We start from the raw sequence: 18,835 nt of genomic DNA, 5'->3' as shown, positions 1-18,835 counted from the left end.
CACCGGAAAACGTCACACGATGGATGGGGAGATCAACTGAGCATGTTTGTCCCCACCAGAGAGCGACAGGTGGCCGTTTTCAAAGAGCGCCATCAGCCTACCTGCATCATGGCCTGTGCGAATCCCTCGTCGGAGGGCAGCTGGCCTGCCGCGAGGGTGATCTGTTCACGGCGGCTGAGCAGCAGATCGTTCAAGGACAGAGGTGGGTCTTCTCTCACCTGCCCCTCGAAGACTTGCTCCAGAACCTCGAAGAATGCCAGTACGACGATCACAGTGTGGGCAGCCTCGAGGAGCTGGGTTCGTTCCAGTCGACCACGAGCGCGTCCCAGCCGTGCGCCGACGCCATTCGCCGCGTCACGCCCCAGGCCGAGGACCCTCCCGCGAGCATCGACCATTCCGAGCAGTCCGCCACTCAGGCCGCCCGTGGCAAGGTTGAGTGCTCCCGCGATCGCGCGGTCCAGCGCCGCCATGGCGGGCGGGTCCTCGCCGAGAAGCACCAGTGCGTCTCCGAATGACAGCAGCCTCCGCGGCCCCACAACACCCCCCATGGATGTGCACTCACCAGAACCGCGGTCAGCCTGGCACAGATCTCCCGGTGAGGTCATTCAGTTGGTGCTGATCTGTCGCAGGACAAACGACGGGGCGTCGGCCAGACGTCATCCCTCGCACGGAGGCAAGGCCGGACTCATGTTGGGACTGGAAGCGAGCCCTGAGCCTGCTCCTGGAGTTGCTGGCGCGCAAGCGCGCTGGCAAGAAGACCATCGACACCGCCCTTGAGGTGACCCGCCAGCAGGGCATCAGGATCGCCGCCATTCGCACCGCGATCCACGACGCGCAGCGCCTCATTGCCGGCATCCTCAGGCGGTAGATGCAGTCTCTGATCACGTGACTGCGTTCACCTGCAATGGCAGTGTGCATGGCTATCTCGGAACTTCCTCGACCGCGAGTCGGCCGGTGGGGACGAGGCCCGAACGCCGCGCGCAAGACCACAAGGGTCCCGACTGCCAGCCGGGACGGCCCGCCTGCCGCGAGCCCCCGCAAAGGTGGGCTCGCCCCCTCTTTTAGCGGTGGGCAGTCTCTCCCATCTGTGATTGCACCGATTGCGCCGCATCAACGGGATCGGAGTGGTGCGCCTCCTGCCTCGTGCGCGGTACGGGTGCGCTGGGTTCGGTGCGCGCGGGCAGCGGATGGGCGGGGTTTGTCCGGCGGGTGGTTGCGGAGGCAAGGAGGGTGTGGACGTGGCTGGCGAAGCCGGGACCGGGCATGGGCAAGTCCATGTCGGGTTCGCGTAGGTAGCCGGTTGCGACGGCGGTGGGCACGTAGCTCATGAGGTCGGTGATGGCGGTTGTTCGAGAGCGGGTGGTGGAGCGGGCAAGGTGTCGCAGCATCCGCAGGATGGTGGTGGTGTCGGCGAGGGTATGACTGCCTGGCTGCCACTCGGGGCCGGGCTGAGGTCGTGGAGGGCCTGGTTCATCGGCGGATGCGTGTGGGGGCTGGACGTCTTCGGTCTGGTGGTGCCACCACTGGGCGGTTTCGTCTTCGCCGAGGGCAAGGTGGTGGAGGTAGAGGCAGTAGGCGGCGGCGGGTTGGCCGGCGCCCGCGGCGTACTGCCACCAGGAGCGGGCTCCGTCATTGGTGTCAGTGAGCTGGAGGACGCAGGCAAGGATGAGGGCGCTGCGCGGGTCGGGGACTTGTTCGGTGACGAAGTCCGCGACGGCCGAGGCGGGGGTGTGGGTGACGAGGGTTTCGCACAGTGTCCGCAGGTCTTCGGCGGCCTCGTTGGAGTCCGGTTCGTTGCCGGGAGGACTGGTGAGTGGGTGGTCGCGGATGGCGGTGGGGACAAGGTCGCGGGGCACGGTTCGTTCGCGGACGAGCAGGGCCCGGGACAGGAGGTCTTCGATGAGGGTCATGCTGTGTTCCCTTCGGTCGTGGGGGACGGGCAGATGAGGCTCTCCAGGAAGCGGAGGGCATGACGCTCATCGGACCGCACCGAAGCCAGTGGGACGCCGAGCAGGGCGGAGACGGCTCTGTCGTTCATGCCGCACAGGTGGCGCAGGACGGTGACGTCGAGTTGGTTGTCGGGCAGGCGGCTGATGGCCTTGAACAGGTGCAGGCTTTCGGTGAGTTGATGCATGTGGTCGGCCGGTGTGCTGCTGGAGTGCAGGGCGACCGTGTCGAAGGCGGCGTCGGCGAGGTTGGGGCGGCCGTCGATGTGGGGGGGGTGCGTGCCATGACGGTGGCGCGCATGACGGTCCAGGCGAAGCGCCGCGTGTCGGGGCTGGAAAGCGCCTGATTCCAGCGCAGCCACAGGATGTCGAAGCAGTGGTCGACGGCAACGTCGCGCTGGTCGTCGCTGAGGAAGCACTGGGCGTAGCCGCTGTAGTACTCCTCGACGAGTTGACGGAAGGCGACGTGGTCGAGGGGTGGTGTGGAGGCCGTACTCAGGGCCGCCTTCTGGCTGGAGCGCTCGATCCACTGGCAGGTCTTGTGGGCCTCCTCCACTGCGGCCAGGCGCCACAGCCGGTAGAGCGGCCAGTCGGGCAGTTGGAGTTCCGTGGACAGGCTCAGGACAATTTCCCAGCGCGGGTACAGGCCCAGGCCGCGCAGGAGTTCGGAGAGTTTGGACTTGGCGAGGCGGATGTTCCCGCTGAGTTCGTTCAGCGTCAGTCCGCTGCCGAGATAGGCCTCCCGCATAGGGTCCAGCCAGGCTCGATGGGTGCTTCCGACGTTGTCGTTGATCGGTCCGAGCTTGCACCCGGGGCGTGGCAGGGATGGTCTGCCCGGCGGAAGTGCCGGGCCGATAGGGAGCGTCACGGAGCGTGGCCCTCCTTGTCGGCGGCCGGCAGCTGGCGGCGGTCTGGCCCGCCCTGCCGGTCCGTCCGCGCGGCACGCATGATCTGCTGCACGGTGAGTCCGAGAGCCGGCGCGAGGGTGGCGATCATGGCTACTTGCCCCAGCGCCACCATGGCGACGCTCCACACGAAAACCGCAGCTGTCGCCGCGATGACCCCTAACTGTTTGCGCTCCATTGCGCCCCTTCACGGGTGTCGGCATACAAGGGCCCCGCGGCGCATCCGGACACCGCGGGGACTCACCACGCTCGGGTGCCATCCGTCGCGTAGTGAGGTCAACCAGCTTGGGGCGCAGTGGAGTTGTCACGCCACGTAATAGTGAAATCGCGGAACAATGAGCTTCACGGAAGGCGCACGGATGACCGAATGCGGTGCAAGTGAGAGCCCTGTGAGTGGAAGTTCCCGGTTCTCCTTGCCATAGGGCCACACCCCCTCGTCAAATGGAACCTGACGCCATCGGTGTCGGCCTTCCATCCGGAAGAACCCGCTCCCGTGCCAAGAAAGTGGGAGCGGGGACCACCGCTCCCGCCTGGCCGGTCCTAGCAGCCAGGCGGGAGCGGGCACCCTCAAGGGACATATGGACGGTATCCCGGGGCACTGACAATCCCCTCCCCCGCGGCCAAGGCGCTGCCCCCGCCCAACGGACCAACTGGGCGCGCCGCAAGGAGACATCCCGGTGTCCTCCGTAGCGCGGCCGTGTAGATGAGCGCAGCCACGGGCGCTGCCACACCCGGACAGCAGCCGACGCTCCCTCCTCTCTCTCGCTGCGACCGACTGGGTGCGAACAGGCCGGAGCTGGGCGGCGAAAACCGGCCTTCCCCGTCATTTACTGGCGAGTAGTTCGGCCGTCCGGCACCAAGGGCTGCGGTCGCCAATCAGGGCGTTCACACCGAGGTGTCGCCGATGCCTGGACGTCACACCATGGCGCTGTTGCGAGAAATGGCAGAGATATAGAATTCACGTATACAGCAAATGTGTAGACAAATATTCCTGTTGTGGTCAGTCACGCTTCGCGACTGGTTCAGTCGAGGCGCGTAGCCACGCCAGTCGGGCGCAAACGCGCCTGACGTTCTCACAGCATGACGAGCACAGAGCGAAGCCCATCATGAGCGTCAACACATGGGGCATGGCCGGTGAGATACGCGTCGTCTTCGACGGGTTCGGCACGAAGACAGATCCCGAGCAGATCGAGCGGGAGCTTGACCGCTTTCTGGGGCAGGAACTGGCCCGTGGATGGACCGTGCTCCATCGACAACCTGGCGCGGCCCTTCTGCAGTCCCAGACCGAGACTGTCAGTGGCGCCGGGATGGCACGTGCTGGCGGAGCAGCCGCCGGAGGCATCGGAATCATCTCCATGATCGGAGGGATCTTCCTCTTCCTCTTTGGCGCCCTGTTGTGCCTCACGATCATCGGCGCGATCATCGGAATCCCCATGATCGCTGCGGCCGTGACCATGATCTGCGGTGGCGCCGCCGCCGGCACAGCTGGGACGGCTGTCGGCGCTGTCGGCCTGGCCGGCAGCGCGTCGACCACGCTCTACCGTCGAGTTTCCGTATGGGCTGACGAGTCCGGCCGACTGTACGCCAGGGACGTCTGCTGAGTGTTTGTTCCATCAGGTCAGAAGCTGCAGATCGGCCGGGGCGGCGTCTCGATCTCCTGCTGCACCGGATGACCGTTGCGGGGCTTGTATGCGCGCACGTCGGCCGTCGGGCACCCGTCCCAGCACGCGCGCAGTTCCGGCGCGATAGGCGGAGACTGGACTTACAAGGACCGAGGAGCAGTCGCCCCTCGCCCTCGCACGCGAGCGTTCGGAAGCCGTGAGCAGCGATGTCCAGAACCATAAGACAGCGGCCGCCCTCCTGTCCTCGCCGTCGACATCGCGCACGGGCCGCGCTCACGGCCGGAGTCGCCGCCGGTGCGCTGGTCCTGGCGGGCTGTGGAGGCACCGCCACGGAAGACGAGCCTGCCGACGCAGTCGGCGCCGCCCAGGAGCAGGAGCAGACGCCAAGCGAGCCGACGGAAGAGTCGAGTGAGCAGTCAGAAGAAGAAGCCATCGCCGAGTGGGCGTCGCAAGCGTCGTACCACTGGAGTGACCTTGAGTACGCGTTCTCGGATCTTGAGGCAGCAACCACCGACCAGGCCATCGTCGAAGCCTGCAACAACGGCCTGGACGCAGTCGTCGCCCTTCAGCAGATTGAGGTTCCCCCTGTGACCTGGACAGTCTGATACTGGGACGGGAGTCCCGGAGAAAGTAGTCACAGGTAGTGAGCAAGAAGAGCAACACGAGTCAGCGGTACACGGCCGAGTTCAAGCGGGACGCGGTCGCGCTGGCGCTGTCCTCGGACAAGACCGTCACCGAGGTCGCCCGGGACCTGGGCGTGAGCCCGGAAGGGCTGCGGAACTGGGTCAACCAGGACAAGGTCGACCGCGGCCAGGGGCCTACGGGAGCGCTGGCCAGCGACGAGAAGGACGAGCTTCGCCGTCTGCGACGAGAGAACCGGGAACAGCAGCAGACCATCGAGATCCTGAAAAAAGCCGCGGCCTTCTTCGTGACGGAGTCGACGAAATAGCCGCGCGCTACGCGTTCATCGACGCGGAGAAGGCCACCGAGAACACCCCCGGCGGGCACAGCATCACCGCGCTGTGCCGGGTGCTGGGCGTGTCCCGCTCCGACTACTACGCCTGGCACGCCACCCGCCCGGCGGCCGAGGCGAGAGCGCAGGAAGAAGCGGAACTCGTCGGCGAGATCCGGGTGCTGCACGCCGGCTCGCGGGGTGCCTACGGCTCGCCGCGGATCCATGCCGCCCTGATGCGGGCCGGACGGACGGTCAACCGTAAGCGCGTTGAGCGGCTGATGGGCGAACACGGCATCGCCGGAGTCACCCGGCGCCGTCGACGGGGACTGACCCAGCAGGCACGACGGGCGGTGTTCGCCACCGACTTGATCGGCCGCGACTTCACCGCGCCCCGGCCAGGCATGCGGCTGGTCGGCGACATGACCGAACTGGCCACCCTGGAAGGAAAGGCGTACCTGGCCACGTGCATCGACCTGGCGACCAGGGAGGTGATCGGCTGGGCGATGGCGGATCACCACCGGGCTGAGCTGCCCGTCGCCGCCCTCCGGATGGCCGCTGGCCGCGGAGGGCTGGCGGACGGCTGCATCATGCACACCGATCGCGGCAGCGAGTACACGAGTGTCGAATTCCGCACTCTCATACGGGAGTTGGGAATGCGGCAGAGCATGGGCCGTGTGGGTTCCTGTTACGATAACGCGGCAGCGGAGAGCTGGTTCGCCCTGCTCAAAGCGGAGATCGGCGCCACCGCATGGGCCACACGGGCCCAGGCCCGCGCCGACGTGTTCCGCTTCATCGAGGTCGAGTACAACGGCACCCGCCTTCGCAGACACCCCGAGTTCGGATACATCACTCCACGCGAAACACGAGCCCGCCTGCAACAGGACTTCACCCCTGCAGCGTAGAAAACCGCTGTCCACGATCAGGGTGGAACTTCAGATCCCTCCATACCCGCCCAACCCGGAACTGTGGAACTCGATGCTGGAGCACTTGGGAACAGAGCTCGCGGCGTGCACCTCGGGCGACGACGTTGAGGCAAACACCCAACTCGCCCTGGGCATCTCTGAACTGAAGCAGCTAAACGTCGACCTGGACCAGTACACGAGTTAAGGGGCTGCGGGCCGGTACCGAGGGCAGTTCCGTCGATCAAATGGCGCGCTTCGGCCATGTCATGGACGACACGTCGCGCGCTCAAGGTTGCCCGTACACCGATGCGCACTCATGGTGCCGTTCAGGTCCTCATCAACGTCTGCAGTCGCGCCGGAGGCACGGCGCGTTCAAGTGTTCGGACTGACCCAGCGCACACATGCAGACAGCATTGATGCCCTCCGCTCAGTGGGCGGACCGCTGGAGCCGGACGATGCGAGGATCGGTACCTGTCGATCCTGTCCACGAGTTGTCAGCTCGTGGGCGTGGCTTCGGTGAGTGGGGATCTACTCAGGTCTGCCGGGAAGTCGTCGACCCAGGAGAGTCCCCCGCGGTCCAGGCGTGCGCGGGCGCGGGTGACGGCGACGTAGGCGAGGCGCGCTTCGGCGTCATCGACCGGAGGCGGTGGGGTGGGCTGCGGGTTGTCCGCCAGGGGGGTTGGCGGTGCGAAGTCGTCGGCGATCCTGACGCAGGCCCATTCGCGCCCCTTGGCGCACCTTCCACTTCGTCTACACCTCGTACGCGGTGCTGTCCGTGACGGACGACGCCCTCGCCGCCCAGCCCTTCATCGAGAACCCCGACGCCGCGGAGGAGGCCATCACCGCCCTGCTCGGCAAGGCGCAGGCCGACGGCCTGGTGGGGCCCGGCATCGACGCACGGGCCGAGGCCGTCGGCCTGCTCGCCATGTCCGCCGGCCTCGGGCCCAGCGCCCTGGTCGGCCAGCGCACACCCGCGTCCGCCGCAGCCGTCCTCGTCCACCACCTGGACCGCATCTTCCGCGGCGACGGCGGGGATTCCATCACGAGTTGACGGGACGTCACAAGGGCGTCAGCCAGGCCGCGGTGTCGCGGGGACGGCCAGCAGGCGGGACAGGTACACCACGACGTGGCGCGGAACATCGAGCGTGGCAACCCGCAACCGAGGGTGACCGATGCGGCTTACTCACGCACGCAGCTTCACGCAGCTCATTTCGCTGAGAAAAAGTCAGTAGGTGACCTGGCCGCCTGTCAGCCGCTGGAAGCTGCGGCGGCTCTGGCTTGGCGCTGTTGCACAGAGATGACCACCAGGCCCGCAAAGACCTGAAGAGACAGGGGCACGTCAGCGAGGTCGGCGGTCAGTCCGCTGCCAAACCGGCCGAGCCGGAGTTCGCCGAGGATGCTGACGCCCTTTACCAGCCGGCGCTTCCCACGCAGTGCTGACGGGCGGATCAGCTCGTACTCGTCCTCCGCGTCGGTGATGTGCCACCGCCGTCCCGATCGGTGTGCTTGGGCCCGGACAGGTCCTCCCGGCCCTCCCTCGAGCATTTCGAAGGATCGACCCCAGCGGGAGGAACGCAACTCGAAGATCTCACCTGCCAGCTCCACGCGGCCGCCCGACTTCCACGTTTGCGCGTTCCATCGTCCGACCGGTGCGCCCTCCGACCGGATCCGGTAGGTGCGTCCAAAGACGCGTTCGCGTTCGATCTCCAGCATGAGGCACTCCTGAATGACGGATGGGTGCGATTCCCCGGGCGGGTCGACGTCGCCTTCCCATAGAAAGCCTGCAGAGACTCGGGACGGATACGGCAGTGCCGCGCGCACCGAGTTCGGTACCCATGGCAATGCCATCCGGGGCGGGGACTTCGGTACTCGGCGCCGTGAACGACGTCAGCAGTAGACAGATTGCCGGGTCCCGAACCGGGGCCAGCTCGTGAGGCCGAAGCCGGCGGAGCGTCACGGGTCTCACCGCGCTTGGATCTGCATCCGTGCGGCGTCGGATCGCTCAAGGCGGTGTCCGAGGGCTCTGAGTGCCAGTGCTTCCAGGCCGAGGGTGATCAGTCCGATGAGTGCGCTGGTGAGGGAGCCGAGCATCATGAATGCGGTGTGGGAGACCAGAATCCCCCCGATCAACCAGAGTCGGTGCCTATCGGTCCAGTTCCCTGCTGTGCGCCAGCGGGCGGCAAGCCAGGCGAACGGGAGCGCGGTCATGGCGGCGGCTACCAGCATGAACGGTTTCGACATCGCGTCACCGAGGAGCAGGTCCCCGTCGAGGCCGAGCGGCAGCAGTGTGGTCAGGAAAGCCATGGTCAGATAGACGGACACAATCCCGACCATCAGCGGACGCGGCGCCTTTCGGCTGGGGTGGATCACGTCCCGCGTCCGGCGCCGCGGCAGAACGCGCAGGGCCAACCAGGCCAACGCGGCGATCGCGGCGAGGTAGAGGACCGTCCAGCCCATCGGAGTTCGGTAACCGGGGTCTTCGGTGGCCGAGATGCCCAGCCGCAGGCCGAGTACGCCGATGACTGCCATTACGCAAGTGACGGTGAGGCCGCCGCCCCGCAGGTAGGGCCGGTCGCGCAGGTGAGGGAAGAGCAGATCGGCGATCATGACGGGAAGCAGCACGCTGAGCACGACATGGATCCCGATCTGGGATTCCCAGTAGGTCCAGTTGATGCCGAAGGCGCGCAGGCCCCAGTCGGCGGCGCCGTACATGTCCGGGCTGTTCAGTGCCTGCAGCCCAAGGCCGTCCTCGGCCAGCTGGTAGGCGAGGCCGAGTGCGACGAGGCTCGGCCATCCGCCGCCGAAGCGGACCACCGCCTCGCGGATCAGCAGGACGCCGGCGCCGTACATCACCAGCAGTAGCGGCAGCACGATCCAGGTACTGGGTACGGCCACGGCGGTGAATGTCAGTTCTGCACACAGCGTCGTCAACACTGCCAGCGTCCAGGCAGCGCGTACGCGGCGGGTCCGGGAAGGGACGTGCGCAGAGCGGGCGCGGTGGGTTGTGGGGGGAGTGGGATTCATGATGAGCGCCTTCTGAGGGGTGTCACGCCTGGGCGTGGGCGTCGATCAGACTTTGGATGTCGATCTTGGTCATGGCGTGCAGGGCACTCAGGACGCGGCCGGCGGCCTCCGGCTCGGCGGTGCGCAGGAGGTCGCACAGGCACATGGGCATGACCTGCCAGGTCATTCCGAAGCGGTCGACAAGTGAGCCGCCGGGCCCTTCCGTGCCGCCGTCGGTGAGGTCCACCCAGAGGGCATCGAGCTCCGTCTGGGTCTCGCACTCCGTGTACAGGGAGATGGCAGGGGTGAGGGGGTACTGCGGGCCGCCGTTGTAGGCGGTGTAGTGCTGTCCGTCCAGGGTGAAGTCGACGGTGGTGACGCGGCCTGCCGCATCGCGCTGGGTGTCGCGGATCCCGGAGTTGGGGAACAGGGCCGTGTAGCGGGTGGCAAGCGCTTCGGCCTGGCCGTCGACCCACAGGAAAGTGCTGACGCTCATGAGGATGCTCCTTGGGAGAGGGGTTCAGTGACGTGCGTGCGTGGTGTAGTCCTGCAGGACCACGGTGTCGGCCACTTTCTCCAGGCCCCGGCCGACGATGCGCCTGGGCAGGAGGGGCAGGGCCCGCACCGACTGGTTGCGCAGCCACATCTGTGCGGGTGAGTGGGGCATGAGCCCGCCGTCGCCGGACGTTCGGGCGAACTCCTGGGCCCGGTTGACGAACGGGCGCATGCCCGTCTCGTATGCGGCGAGGGCCGTTCGGTGGTCGCCGTCTGCCCGGGAGAGTTCGCCGGCCAGCATGTAGGCGCCGACCAGGGCGAGGCTGGTGCCGATCCCGGACATGGGAGAGGCGCAGTAGGCGGCGTCGCCGAGCAGCACGGTCCGGTTGTTCGACCAGGTCTCTAGGTGCACCTGCTCGACACGGTCGAAGTAGAAGTCGGACGCGTCCCAGATCTCGGCAGGAAACCGGGCACTTCCCAGCCGACGTCCTCGAAGTGGCGGACCACGACGTGCTTTTGTGCAGTGGGATCCCGGCGGTCGAAGCCGATCGCGTTCTCGCGAAAGAAGAAGGCCGCGAGAGCCTTGCCCGGTTCGGCCAGCGGGCGCAACGCCGCGGTCCGGCCGGCGCGGCCGGCGCGACCGGGCACGGTGAACATCAACTGCCAGCCGTCGAGCTCGACTTCGGTCTCGATCGAGTACAGAGCGATGAAGGAGTTCAGGTCGCGCACGTAGCGCTCGTCGGGCCCGAAGGCCAGCCTGCGCACGCCGGAATGCACGCCATCAGCACCCACCAGGAGGTCGAACCGCCGGTCCTCACCCCTGTCGAATGCGACGCTGACACCGTCCTCGTTCTGCTGAACGCGGGTGATCGAGTCGTCGAAGACGTACTCGACGTCGTCGCGAATCGCGTCGTAGAGGATCCGGGCCAGGTCGGTACGCAACAGCGCCCACTCTGCGACGGGTCCGCCGGAAGGGCCGAACACATCGGTGCCCAGGCGGGCGACCTGCCTGCCGTTCTCGTTGATGAAGGCCATGCCGCGGGCGCCAGTGCGGGCGTCGAGGACCTGCTGGACGAGATCCATACGCTCGATCACTTCGCGCGCGGTGCCACGGATGTCGATGGCGTGGCCGCCGATGCGCGCGGCAGGTGCGCGCTCCACCACGGTGGGCCTGAACCCGTACCGGCGCAGCCAGTAGGCCAGGGCCGCCCCCGCGATGCCACCGCCGGACACGAGGATGTCCCGATTCTTCATGAGCCCTTCCGTTCATCAATACATTGTCCAAAAGGTCGTCTAGAAACCAATGTATCGACGCAATAGCTCTGCAAAGAAAGCGAAATGGAGTTAAGTGAACTAGTTCGGTGCGTGAAGTGAACTAGTTCAATGTGTCTGGCATCCTGGAATTCCAGCCAGCGGAGGAGCACGTGCCACCAACCCCGAAACCCGAGCCGCCCTACCGAGTGATCGCCGCAGAGATCCGCGCGCGGATCGACAGCGGAGAACTGCGCCCCGGAGACCGGGTGCCGTCCATCCGGGCCATTGCCCAGCGGTGGGGCGTCGCCATCGCGACCGCGACCAAGGTGACGGCCCACCTGCGCGCAGAGGGCATCGTCGAGGCGCAAGTCGGATCCGGCACGGTGGTCAGCACACCGGCGGGCCGCCGCAGTACGCCCGCGACCGCCAGCGCCCCGCCGTCTGCACAGAAGGGGCCGACACCTGATCAGGAGCTACAGCTGCGCATCCTGCGGGCAGCTGTCGAACTGGCAGACACCGGTGGGCTGCAGGCCCTGACGATGCGCCGGCTCGCGGCCCACCTCGACCTCGGCCCGATGTCCCTCTACCGGTTCGTCGCCAGCAAGGAAGAACTGCTGACAGAGATGGCCAACCTGGTGTCCGGCGATCTCAGCCTCCCCGACGAGGGCCCACCGGGATGGCGCGCCAAGCTCGAACTCGTCGCCCGCCAGCAATGGCGCCTGTGCCGACGCCACCTGTGGCTGCCCCACGTCGTTTCCTTCACGCGCCCCGCCCTGGTGCCCAACATGATGACCCATACCGAATGGACCCTGCGCGCCCTGGACGGACTCGACCTCCCCATGGACGTCCGCCTGCAGGAAACGCTCACCCTCCATGCACTCGTCATCACCATCGCACTGTCCAAGGCCGACGAGGTCCAAGCCGAGCGGAACACCGGCATGACACTGAACCGCTGGTCCGACAGCCAGCGCTCCCGCCGCCGAGAACTCCTCGAGAGCGGCAGATTCCCACTCCTGGCCACCTTCTCCGACGACACCGCACCCGACCTGGACCTCCTGTTCGAGTACGGCCTGGCCCGCCACCTCGACGGCTTTGCCGTGTTGGTGGCGGGCCATGATCCAGGCCCCTGCACGCGAGCGTAGGCGGCCATGCCTGCCGCCTGCGCTCGCGTGCAGGGGCACACTGCAGTTCTCATGCCACCGAGCCCTACTGATCGTCCGCTGAGGAGACAGATAGATCCAGGAGCAGCTTCGACGAGGGAGCAGGACTGCGCGAGGGAAAGCGAATGACTCTGCATACCCGCTCCTGCGCCTAGGATCCGGCCGTGGTAGACAGCTTCGAACTACCCGACGACCTGCTGGACTTGCCGTGCACGGCCGACGAAGAAGGCCGCAAGCTCGAACACCTCGACGCCAGCGAGCGGGACAAGCAGCACGAGGTCTCGTTCGAGGCGGCCGCGAGGATTCAGTCGGCGGTCACCGCATACGCCTCAGAACACGAGCTCAACCGGTACGACGTCGAAAAGCAGCCCCGGCAGGACGTCCGGAACCCCCCGGCCCTGCAGGAGTAGCCCCTTCATCAAGGTCAGCGCCCAACCTACGATCGTTACGCAGCAGACGTCTGCTTTCATCAAGCCGCAGTCTGCTCACCCCAATCCGCCGACGGCTACGGCTGACCAGAAGACGGCTCTGCTCGACGGCCTCCCAAGACATGCGCACCAGTTCACGAGACTGACTGCCGCCTCCACCCACCTTCTCGCCGCCCTTCATCAGCCGAGGCATGAGCCGCTCTCCACGAAGGCCAGTGTCCCGGCCCGCGCACCAACCGGAGAGGGAAAGCAAAAAATCAGACGGAACTCGCGGCATCCTCCGACCTCACAGGAGTAGGCCACTAATCGAGGGGCCACTCCTTCCACTCATCGAACTCGGTCAGCAGCAGCCGGGCACCGTGGCGCTCTTCGTGCTCGGTGCGGAGGCCGGCGAACTTCACCTCGGCGACGTCGGCGTCGTCCCACCAGCCGTCCAGGGTCGGCCAGCCGTCGATGATGAGGCGCAGGTGGTAGCGGCCGGGCGGCACCGTCACTGACCCGGCCCTTCCCATGAGCGGCCAGGAGGTGAGTGCGGCAGGTGTCGAGCCAGCGAGGGCCAGAGCGGATGTGGTCAATGATCCGGGTAGCAACCGTCATCGCGCCGCACGCCGAACACGGCACCGCGTCGGGCCGGGCGAGCCGCGTCCGGGCGGCCCGGGCCGCCGGCCACATCCCCGGCGCCACGTCGAGGCCTGCGGGGTCCACGCCCAGGGCGGCCAGCGTGTCCGCGGTGTTCACGTCGCCTCCCTGGCCTCGTGTGGTGCTGCGTCCCCACCAGCGTTGACGAGGGTGGTGCGTGCCTGACGCCCCGGAACGCAAATCGCGGTTGTCGGCGGAAGGCTCACCTTGAATGTATATCAGCGTTATGCAATGGTGAAGGGGTGAGCCCTCAGCGACGCGATCCCGCCATCCGTGCACTGCTCATCGACGCAGCCGCACGCATCCTGGCCGAGAGCGGCATGGCCGCCCTGACGACCCGGCGACTAGCAGCGGAGACGTCACGTTCGACGATGGCGATCTACACCCACCTCGGCAGCATGGAGCAGGTCCAGCACGCGGTGCGGGTGGAGGGCTTCGCCCGCCTGGCCGCCGCCGATACCATCCCCTCCTCACAGGACCCGGTGGCGGATCTGGCCCGCATCAGCGACGCCTACTTCATCTTCGGGCTCAGCCAACCGCACCTGTACCGGGCGATGTTCATCGACCGGCCGGTGCAGGACGACGACGCCGGCGCGGCCGCCTTCGACCGGATCGTTGACACCGTGCGCCGCTGCATCGACGAGCAGCGACTGTCGTGCGTCGAACCGTCCATGGCGCTGATTTGGGCCGCGCAGTTGTGGAGCATGCGGCACGGCATCGTCACCATGGTCCTGTCCGGCGCCCTGCCCGAGCCACAGGCACGCCTCGTCCTGGAGGACATGACCCTGCGCCTGCTGATCGGCTACGGCGACGACCCGGCCGCCGCCAGACGATCACTGCGCCACGCCCTCCCGCCCCCGGGGTCCCCCCAATGAGGCCGACCGGCACGGCACGGCAGGACACCGCACGCCAGGCAGCACGTGAGGCATGGCAGCAGATACGGCGCTCGGGAGCCATTGCACCCGAACTTCCGGCGATCATGTTCGTCGCGGCGGCCTCCGGCACCGGTTTCTGGTGGGGCCTGGGCACCGGCGTGCTCACCGTCGCCGTGGTACTGGCCTCGCGGATCCGCCACCGCCAGGCCGATGCGCCCCGTCCTCGGCGGGACCATCGGCCTGGCGGTGGCGGCGGCCATCGCCCACCAGACCGGTTCGGCCGCCGCCGGCCTGCTCTCCGACATCTGCGTCGACCTCGCGATCACCACCGTCCTGGCGATCTCCATCGCTGTGCGGCGCCCCCTGGCCGGCGTCCTGTGGAGCGCCGCGCGCCGCGAACCGCTCCTCTGGCGCACCGACCGCTCCGCGCGCCGCGCCTACGACCTCGCCACCGCACTCGGTGCAACAGCCCTCTCCGCCCGGGCACTTGCGCTGGCCGTCGTCTACCTCAACGACGAGCCAGTGGCCTGGCTGCTGACCGTCAAGATCACGCTGGGGCTGCCCGTCACACTCATCGTCCTGGCAGCGGGATACGCCGCCGGTCTCCACGACGAGAACCACCGCAAACCTCCCGCCTGACCGAACGCCCCCCCCCCCGGGTCAGCAGGTCGACTCTGAGCCTTCTGCACCTACGTTACGAGCGCGGTCATCATGGCCAGCAACCCCATCCCGTAGTGCATGCCGTCAGTTCCGCTCGCGCGGGTCGAGGCTGTCCCACTGCAGCAGAGGCTCTCCAGCACTGCCAGTGCTCTGAGCAGCTGGTCGATCGAGATCGGAATCGCGTTCGTGAGCCCCATGCTGACTCCCTCCCCCACAGGTTCTTCGCGGATCCCACCGGAACCCCGCGCGCAGGGCGGGATCCGGTGCGATCTACGCGTTCCCGTGGAGGGCTTCGGATGTGACCGTGCGCCGCCGGGCAACTCGACGCCACCACACTGGCCCTTGGATTCAGCTATCGGCTCGCCGACGCCAGGGTGCACGATCCGGCCGCCGCTGTGGAGGACCCGGTCGCCCCGAGCGGGCGGCCTGGCACTCGCGCCGCCCATGTAGCCCTCGACGGTCCCGCCGCCAGCACGCTGAACCTGCTCGATCCCGCCGTCGCATACGGGGCGACGGCGGAAACGCTTCCCGGCCGGCCGTCCCGGTCGGCGGCCAGCGAGGCTCGCCACCGCGCCAGCACATCGAACGCGACGCCCCCCGTCGCGCCCCAGGAAATACACGCCCTCACCAAAGACACCGCCACCGAACGCCTCACAGAACTCCTTGCAGTCGACAGGCAGCACAACCCCCAACTCCCCCTCGACCGCCGCCCAGTCGACACCAATCCCCAGCGGCACCCACCCGGCCACTTCCATCACCCGCTGCACCCACATGACACCCTCCTCCACCACCAGCCTTCGTCCGCGGCATCCCGCAACCCCCGCGTGGTCACGCCACGATCGACAGCCTGCGCACACAGCCGGCCCCGGCTGTCGCCCAGGCCCCGCAGCCCGCGCAGGCCCCGAGGCCGCAGGGCTGCTCCCACCGGCGGCGCCGGCGGGCAGTGCACCCGGTCGGCACGGACTCAACAGCGGTGCCGTGCACGCCGCTGCCAGCCAGGACGAACGCCGTTCACCGGCCGTATCCGGAAGCCTCGTAGCCCCCGGCCGTGGGGTTCTGATGGCGCCCCGGCCGTGTCGTCACCAGCCACCCCGGGCCGCCCCGGTTCAATGACCGTGCCAAAGCCACTGACCGGCAACGTGCCCGCCCCGCACCACTCCCCCCGCCAGCGGACCGGAGACACGGGGCGAGCAGAGACGGGAGAACTCCATGCGCATCCGCACCCTGTTCGTGTCCACCCTGCTGGCCACCTGCGCCGTCCTCGGCGGCGCCGCCATGGCCGCAGCCGACGACGACCCCCAGGAACTCACCCCCAGAGAGCAGGCCGGCCTCGAAGCCGCGACATCGATCGTCGACACCCTGCTCGGCGGAGGCGTACCGATCGCCCGGTAACACCACCCGGAGCCCGGTCCCATCACGGCCCTGCCCGCACGCACTACCAGGGGCGGGGTGTCAGAAGCACGGCCGGTAGAACATCTTCCCTCCGGCGCGGGGGACGGCGGGCGAGTTCGGCATGCCCCGGCTGTACGTGACGTTCGCGCCGGGCCGCGTACCCCGGGCCGCGTACCCCGGGCCGCGGCCCGGGCAGCAGGACCTGCCGCTCCTCGACGCCGTCCCCGGCGTTGACGAGGAAGGCCAGGACCCGGGCGCGTACGGGCGGCGAGACGGGCCGCGCTCTGCTCGCTCTCCCACGGGCGGCCCTCTCACTCCCCCGCGTCCCACCATCCGTGAGAAGACACAGCAGAGCCGCCCCCAGCGAAGCCCCCGGGCCGGTGCCCGCCGGCGGAGACTGCCGGGGACCGCTCCGAGCGGGTCCGGTCTGTCGAAAGAGGTGATCCGTACATGGCATGCTGCTCACCGGCCCGCACCGGCACCGGCCGGTGCCACACGCGCCCACCCGTCCCCCGAACAGTTCTGCCTAGGTGAACACCACACATGAGAGAAAAAGTCAGCTTTCCGAGCGTCGTCGGCCCCGAACTCGCCGGCGTGATCGACCTGCCGGAGGGCGAGGTCCGCGGCTGGGGACTCTTCGCCCACGGCTTCACCCTCGGCAAGGACTCACCGGCCGCCTCCCGCGTGTGCAAACAACTGGCCCGCGAAGGCATCGGCATGCTCCGCTTCGACAACCTCGGCATCGGCGACTCCAACGGCGACTGGGGCGACGGATCGTTCACCGTCAAGGTCAGGGATACGCTCCGCGCGGCGGGCTTCATGGCCGAACGCGGCACTCCTGTGGACCTGCTGGTGGGGCACTCCTGGGGCGGGGCCGCCGCCCTCGCCGCCGCCCTCGAGATCCCCGGTCTGCGCGCCCTGGCCACCATCGCCGCACCCGTCGACCCCAGCCACGTCGAACGCCAATACGACACCGTCCTCGACCGCGTCCTCAACGAAGGCTCGCACGAATGGTTCGTCGGCGGACGCACTCTCATCCTCAAACGCGCCTTCGTCGAAGACGTCCGCAAAGCCCACCTCCGCGACCGGATCAGTGAGCTGGACCTTCCACTGCTGGTCGCCCACTCCCCCACCGACACCACCGTCGACATCGACAACGCCGCCGAAATCTTCCAAGAAGCCCGCCACCCCCGCAGCTTCATCTCCCTCGAAGGCGCGGATCATCTGCTGACCACGCGGGGGCAGGCCCAACGCGCCGCACACATCATCAGCGCCTGGGCCGACCAATACCTCGACACACCACACCCCTAACCACACCGCCCCGCGCCACCAGCCCGCCGCCCTCGGCAGCCACCGACGAAAAAACCGGGCCGTGCAGACCAACCCACCCGGACCGACACACCAGGACACGAGGACACCGGGACACACGGACAGAGCCACACGGAAAACACCACGCCAAAAGGGAGGGGCCGGCCCTCAACAGGCCGGCCCCTCCACTCTTCACCCCGCGTCGTGCCGGGTGCCTACAGCGACGGCAGCGTCGCCACCGGGTCCACGCCCGGTAGCGTCGGCAGTTTCGGCAGGCCCTTCAGGTCCGGCGCCGGCAGGTCACCGCCGAGCACGATCGCGACCACCACGTTGACCGCACCGGTCAGCGTCGCCTGCAGAGCGGCGGCGGTCGCCTTCGCGTCCCCCGCCGTGGAGGCCTTCACCAGGGCGTCCACCTTGGTCTGCAGGTCCGCGGCCGCCTTGGCGACCAGCTCAGGCCCCGGTGCCGCCTGTACGCCGGCACCCGGCGCACCCGCCTTGTCGGTGGCGGCCTTCGCGCCGGAAGCCAGGCCGTCCAGCGCCTTCTTGACGTCGGCCGCGTGCTTGGTGGCCTCGTCCTTGGGCAGCTTGCCGTCCGGAGCCTTCAGCACCCCGGCCACCAGACCGGTCACCGGCTGCAGGACGTCGCCCGCCCCGGCCAGCGCCGTGTTCTGCTTGGCCAGCGCGTCCGCGCCCGGCAACGGGGCCACGGCTTCGCTCGACTCGCTGTGGGCCGGGGCGTCCATCACGGAGGAGAAGGCCGGGCCCGCCGCACCCAACGCGAGGGCACCGCACAGCGCGGTGGAGACAACCAGGCCGGCTTTCCGGGAAATGCGCATGAATCAATCCTTTGTCGCGGTTGACGAGAACTGCACACCGGCAACCGTGCGAGGAGTGAATACCGTACGCAATCGGAACAACACGAACAGCCGCGCCCGACCGGCGCAGCAAAACGGCCCTGACCTCACACTTCTCCGTACGGCCCGGGCGTGTCACCGATGCAGCCAAAAGAGCACACCCACCCCGCCACACCGACCACACCGTCCCGCACCACCAACACAACCAAAGTCCGACGGCCGCTCATTGAGCACGCCCCCTGCCCGGCCACGCCGGCCACCCCAGTCCCCCGCTCATCGATGAGACGGACCTGCCCGCCCGGGTTCACCACCTGCAGAACACTGAGCCACGCCAGGACGACGACGCTCCCCAGTCGCCCCCCGCCCGCCGGGCGAGTCCGTAGGGCTGACGCAGAGTCTCCTGGTCGGGAATGGCGTCGCGGTGGAGTGAGCCG

The 18,835-nt window shown here is 68.0% G+C and carries 23 protein-coding genes and 2 pseudogenes; 12 read left to right on the top strand and 13 right to left on the bottom strand.

Translation table 11 applies throughout. The features are described from left to right. Nucleotides 1–92 precede the first annotated feature (92 nt). Complete coding sequence (locus tag ACIA8D_RS09110) at nt 93–548, bottom strand: hypothetical protein (protein WP_399230173.1); 456 nt, start codon at nt 546–548, stop codon at nt 93–95. A 179-nt stretch (nt 549–727) separates the two neighbouring features. On the opposite strand from ACIA8D_RS09110, the gene ACIA8D_RS09105 reads away from it, so the two are divergent. Continuing rightward, nucleotides 728–868, top strand: a complete 141-nt coding sequence (locus tag ACIA8D_RS09105; protein ID WP_399230171.1) for a hypothetical protein — start codon at nt 728–730, stop codon at nt 866–868. Between the two features lie 193 nt (nt 869–1,061). On the opposite strand, the gene ACIA8D_RS09100 is transcribed toward ACIA8D_RS09105, so the two are convergent. From ACIA8D_RS09100 to ACIA8D_RS09090, 3 genes are all read right to left on the bottom strand, one after another. Next, on the bottom strand, nt 1,062–1,910 hold the full coding sequence (locus ACIA8D_RS09100) for a hypothetical protein (RefSeq protein WP_399230170.1): 849 nt from the start codon (nt 1,908–1,910) through the stop codon (nt 1,062–1,064). Nucleotides 1,911–2,034: 124 nt separating this feature from the next. Further along, the gene (locus tag ACIA8D_RS09095; protein WP_399230169.1) at nt 2,035–2,694 is read right to left on the bottom strand and encodes a hypothetical protein; all 660 of its coding nucleotides are present in this window, start codon (nt 2,692–2,694) and stop codon (nt 2,035–2,037) included. A gap of 116 nt (nt 2,695–2,810) precedes the next feature. Further along, on the bottom strand, nt 2,811–3,029 hold the full coding sequence (locus ACIA8D_RS09090) for a hypothetical protein (RefSeq protein ID WP_399230167.1): 219 nt from the start codon (nt 3,027–3,029) through the stop codon (nt 2,811–2,813). A gap of 928 nt (nt 3,030–3,957) precedes the next feature. On the opposite strand from ACIA8D_RS09090, the gene ACIA8D_RS09085 reads away from it, so the two are divergent. The 4 genes from ACIA8D_RS09085 to ACIA8D_RS09070 all read left to right on the top strand — a co-directional run bounded on the left by ACIA8D_RS09085 (nt 3,958) and on the right by ACIA8D_RS09070 (nt 6,330). Next, nucleotides 3,958–4,452 (top strand): hypothetical protein, encoded by a 495-nt coding sequence (locus tag ACIA8D_RS09085; protein WP_399230164.1) that lies wholly within the window; start codon nt 3,958–3,960, stop codon nt 4,450–4,452. Between the two features lie 227 nt (nt 4,453–4,679). Further along, nucleotides 4,680–5,078 carry a hypothetical protein gene (locus tag ACIA8D_RS09080; protein WP_399230162.1) on the top strand — a complete coding sequence of 133 codons (399 nt, stop codon included), beginning with the start codon at nt 4,680–4,682 and terminating at the stop codon, nt 5,076–5,078. Between the two features lie 38 nt (nt 5,079–5,116). Next, a complete protein-coding gene (locus ACIA8D_RS09075; protein ID WP_399230161.1) occupies nt 5,117–5,422 on the top strand; it encodes a transposase in 306 nt (101 codons plus the stop codon). Beyond that, complete coding sequence (locus ACIA8D_RS09070) at nt 5,419–6,330, top strand: IS3 family transposase (RefSeq protein ID WP_399230191.1); 912 nt, start codon at nt 5,419–5,421, stop codon at nt 6,328–6,330. Before ACIA8D_RS09075 ends, ACIA8D_RS09070 begins: the two co-directional genes overlap by 4 nt. Nucleotides 6,331–6,824: 494 nt before the next feature. Here the strand turns inward: ACIA8D_RS09070 and ACIA8D_RS09065 are convergent. Continuing rightward, nucleotides 6,825–7,064: pseudogene (locus ACIA8D_RS09065) on the bottom strand (hypothetical protein); the annotation flags it as partial. Here ACIA8D_RS09065 and ACIA8D_RS09060 point away from each other — a divergent pair. Further along, nucleotides 7,064–7,381 (top strand): annotated as a pseudogene (locus ACIA8D_RS09060) (TetR family transcriptional regulator C-terminal domain-containing protein); the annotation flags it as partial. The pseudogenes ACIA8D_RS09065 and ACIA8D_RS09060 sit on opposite strands and share 1 nt — an antisense overlap. A 197-nt stretch (nt 7,382–7,578) precedes the next feature. Here the strand turns inward: ACIA8D_RS09060 and ACIA8D_RS09055 are convergent. The 5 genes from ACIA8D_RS09055 to ACIA8D_RS09035 form a co-directional block, all read right to left on the bottom strand. Beyond that, a complete protein-coding gene (locus ACIA8D_RS09055; protein WP_399230160.1) occupies nt 7,579–8,043 on the bottom strand; it encodes a hypothetical protein in 465 nt (154 codons plus the stop codon). Between the two features lie 249 nt (nt 8,044–8,292). Continuing rightward, complete coding sequence (locus ACIA8D_RS09050; protein WP_399230158.1) at nt 8,293–9,264, bottom strand: hypothetical protein; 972 nt, start codon at nt 9,262–9,264, stop codon at nt 8,293–8,295. A 112-nt stretch (nt 9,265–9,376) separates the two neighbouring features. Beyond that, nucleotides 9,377–9,829: a VOC family protein gene (locus ACIA8D_RS09045; protein WP_399230157.1), complete on the bottom strand. Its 453-nt coding sequence runs from the start codon at nt 9,827–9,829 to the stop codon at nt 9,377–9,379. Nucleotides 9,830–9,853: 24 nt separating this feature from the next. Continuing rightward, on the bottom strand, nt 9,854–10,240 hold the full coding sequence (locus ACIA8D_RS09040; RefSeq protein WP_399230155.1) for an FAD-dependent monooxygenase: 387 nt from the start codon (nt 10,238–10,240) through the stop codon (nt 9,854–9,856). Next, entirely contained in the window at nt 10,231–11,082 is an 852-nt protein-coding gene (locus tag ACIA8D_RS09035; RefSeq protein ID WP_399230153.1) for an FAD-dependent monooxygenase, read from the bottom strand. The genes ACIA8D_RS09040 and ACIA8D_RS09035 overlap by 10 nt, the downstream gene beginning before the upstream one ends. A gap of 131 nt (nt 11,083–11,213) precedes the next feature. Here ACIA8D_RS09035 and ACIA8D_RS09030 point away from each other — a divergent pair, with 131 nt between their 5' ends. Continuing rightward, a complete protein-coding gene (locus ACIA8D_RS09030; RefSeq protein WP_399230151.1) occupies nt 11,214–12,224 on the top strand; it encodes a GntR family transcriptional regulator in 1,011 nt (336 codons plus the stop codon). A 182-nt stretch (nt 12,225–12,406) separates the two neighbouring features. Next, complete coding sequence (locus ACIA8D_RS09025; RefSeq protein ID WP_399230150.1) at nt 12,407–12,652, top strand: hypothetical protein; 246 nt, start codon at nt 12,407–12,409, stop codon at nt 12,650–12,652. 320 nt (nt 12,653–12,972) lie between these two features. On the opposite strand, the gene ACIA8D_RS09020 is transcribed toward ACIA8D_RS09025, so the two are convergent. After that, nucleotides 12,973–13,164, bottom strand: a complete 192-nt coding sequence (locus tag ACIA8D_RS09020) for a hypothetical protein (protein ID WP_399230148.1) — start codon at nt 13,162–13,164, stop codon at nt 12,973–12,975. Nucleotides 13,165–13,551: 387 nt separating this feature from the next. Here ACIA8D_RS09020 and ACIA8D_RS09015 point away from each other — a divergent pair, with 387 nt between their 5' ends. Next, nucleotides 13,552–14,184: a TetR/AcrR family transcriptional regulator gene (locus ACIA8D_RS09015; protein ID WP_399230146.1), complete on the top strand. Its 633-nt coding sequence runs from the start codon at nt 13,552–13,554 to the stop codon at nt 14,182–14,184. A gap of 210 nt (nt 14,185–14,394) precedes the next feature. Then, on the top strand, nt 14,395–14,823 hold the full coding sequence (locus tag ACIA8D_RS09010) for a DUF3159 domain-containing protein (RefSeq protein WP_399230144.1): 429 nt from the start codon (nt 14,395–14,397) through the stop codon (nt 14,821–14,823). A 50-nt stretch (nt 14,824–14,873) separates the two neighbouring features. Here ACIA8D_RS09010 and ACIA8D_RS09005 read toward each other — a convergent pair whose 3' ends face one another. Then, nucleotides 14,874–15,617, bottom strand: coding sequence for a hypothetical protein (locus ACIA8D_RS09005; protein ID WP_399230143.1), 744 nt, complete (start codon nt 15,615–15,617; stop codon nt 14,874–14,876). Nucleotides 15,618–16,053: 436 nt separating this feature from the next. Here ACIA8D_RS09005 and ACIA8D_RS09000 point away from each other — a divergent pair, with 436 nt between their 5' ends. Both ACIA8D_RS09000 and ACIA8D_RS08995 read left to right on the top strand, forming a co-directional pair. Continuing rightward, on the top strand, nt 16,054–16,236 hold the full coding sequence (locus ACIA8D_RS09000; protein WP_399230140.1) for a hypothetical protein: 183 nt from the start codon (nt 16,054–16,056) through the stop codon (nt 16,234–16,236). A gap of 543 nt (nt 16,237–16,779) precedes the next feature. Continuing rightward, the gene (locus tag ACIA8D_RS08995; protein ID WP_399230138.1) at nt 16,780–17,547 is read left to right on the top strand and encodes an alpha/beta hydrolase family protein; all 768 of its coding nucleotides are present in this window, start codon (nt 16,780–16,782) and stop codon (nt 17,545–17,547) included. A 212-nt stretch (nt 17,548–17,759) separates the two neighbouring features. Here ACIA8D_RS08995 and ACIA8D_RS08990 read toward each other — a convergent pair whose 3' ends face one another. After that, nucleotides 17,760–18,383 (bottom strand): hypothetical protein, encoded by a 624-nt coding sequence (locus ACIA8D_RS08990; protein ID WP_399230136.1) that lies wholly within the window; start codon nt 18,381–18,383, stop codon nt 17,760–17,762. Between the last annotated feature and the right edge of the window lie 452 nt (nt 18,384–18,835).

The sequence above is a fragment of the Streptomyces sp. NPDC051684 genome, assembly GCF_044453445.1.
In the GTDB taxonomy this organism is placed as follows: Bacteria; Actinomycetota; Actinomycetes; order Streptomycetales; family Streptomycetaceae; genus Streptomyces.
This window is presented reverse-complemented; position numbering and strand designations above follow the sequence as displayed.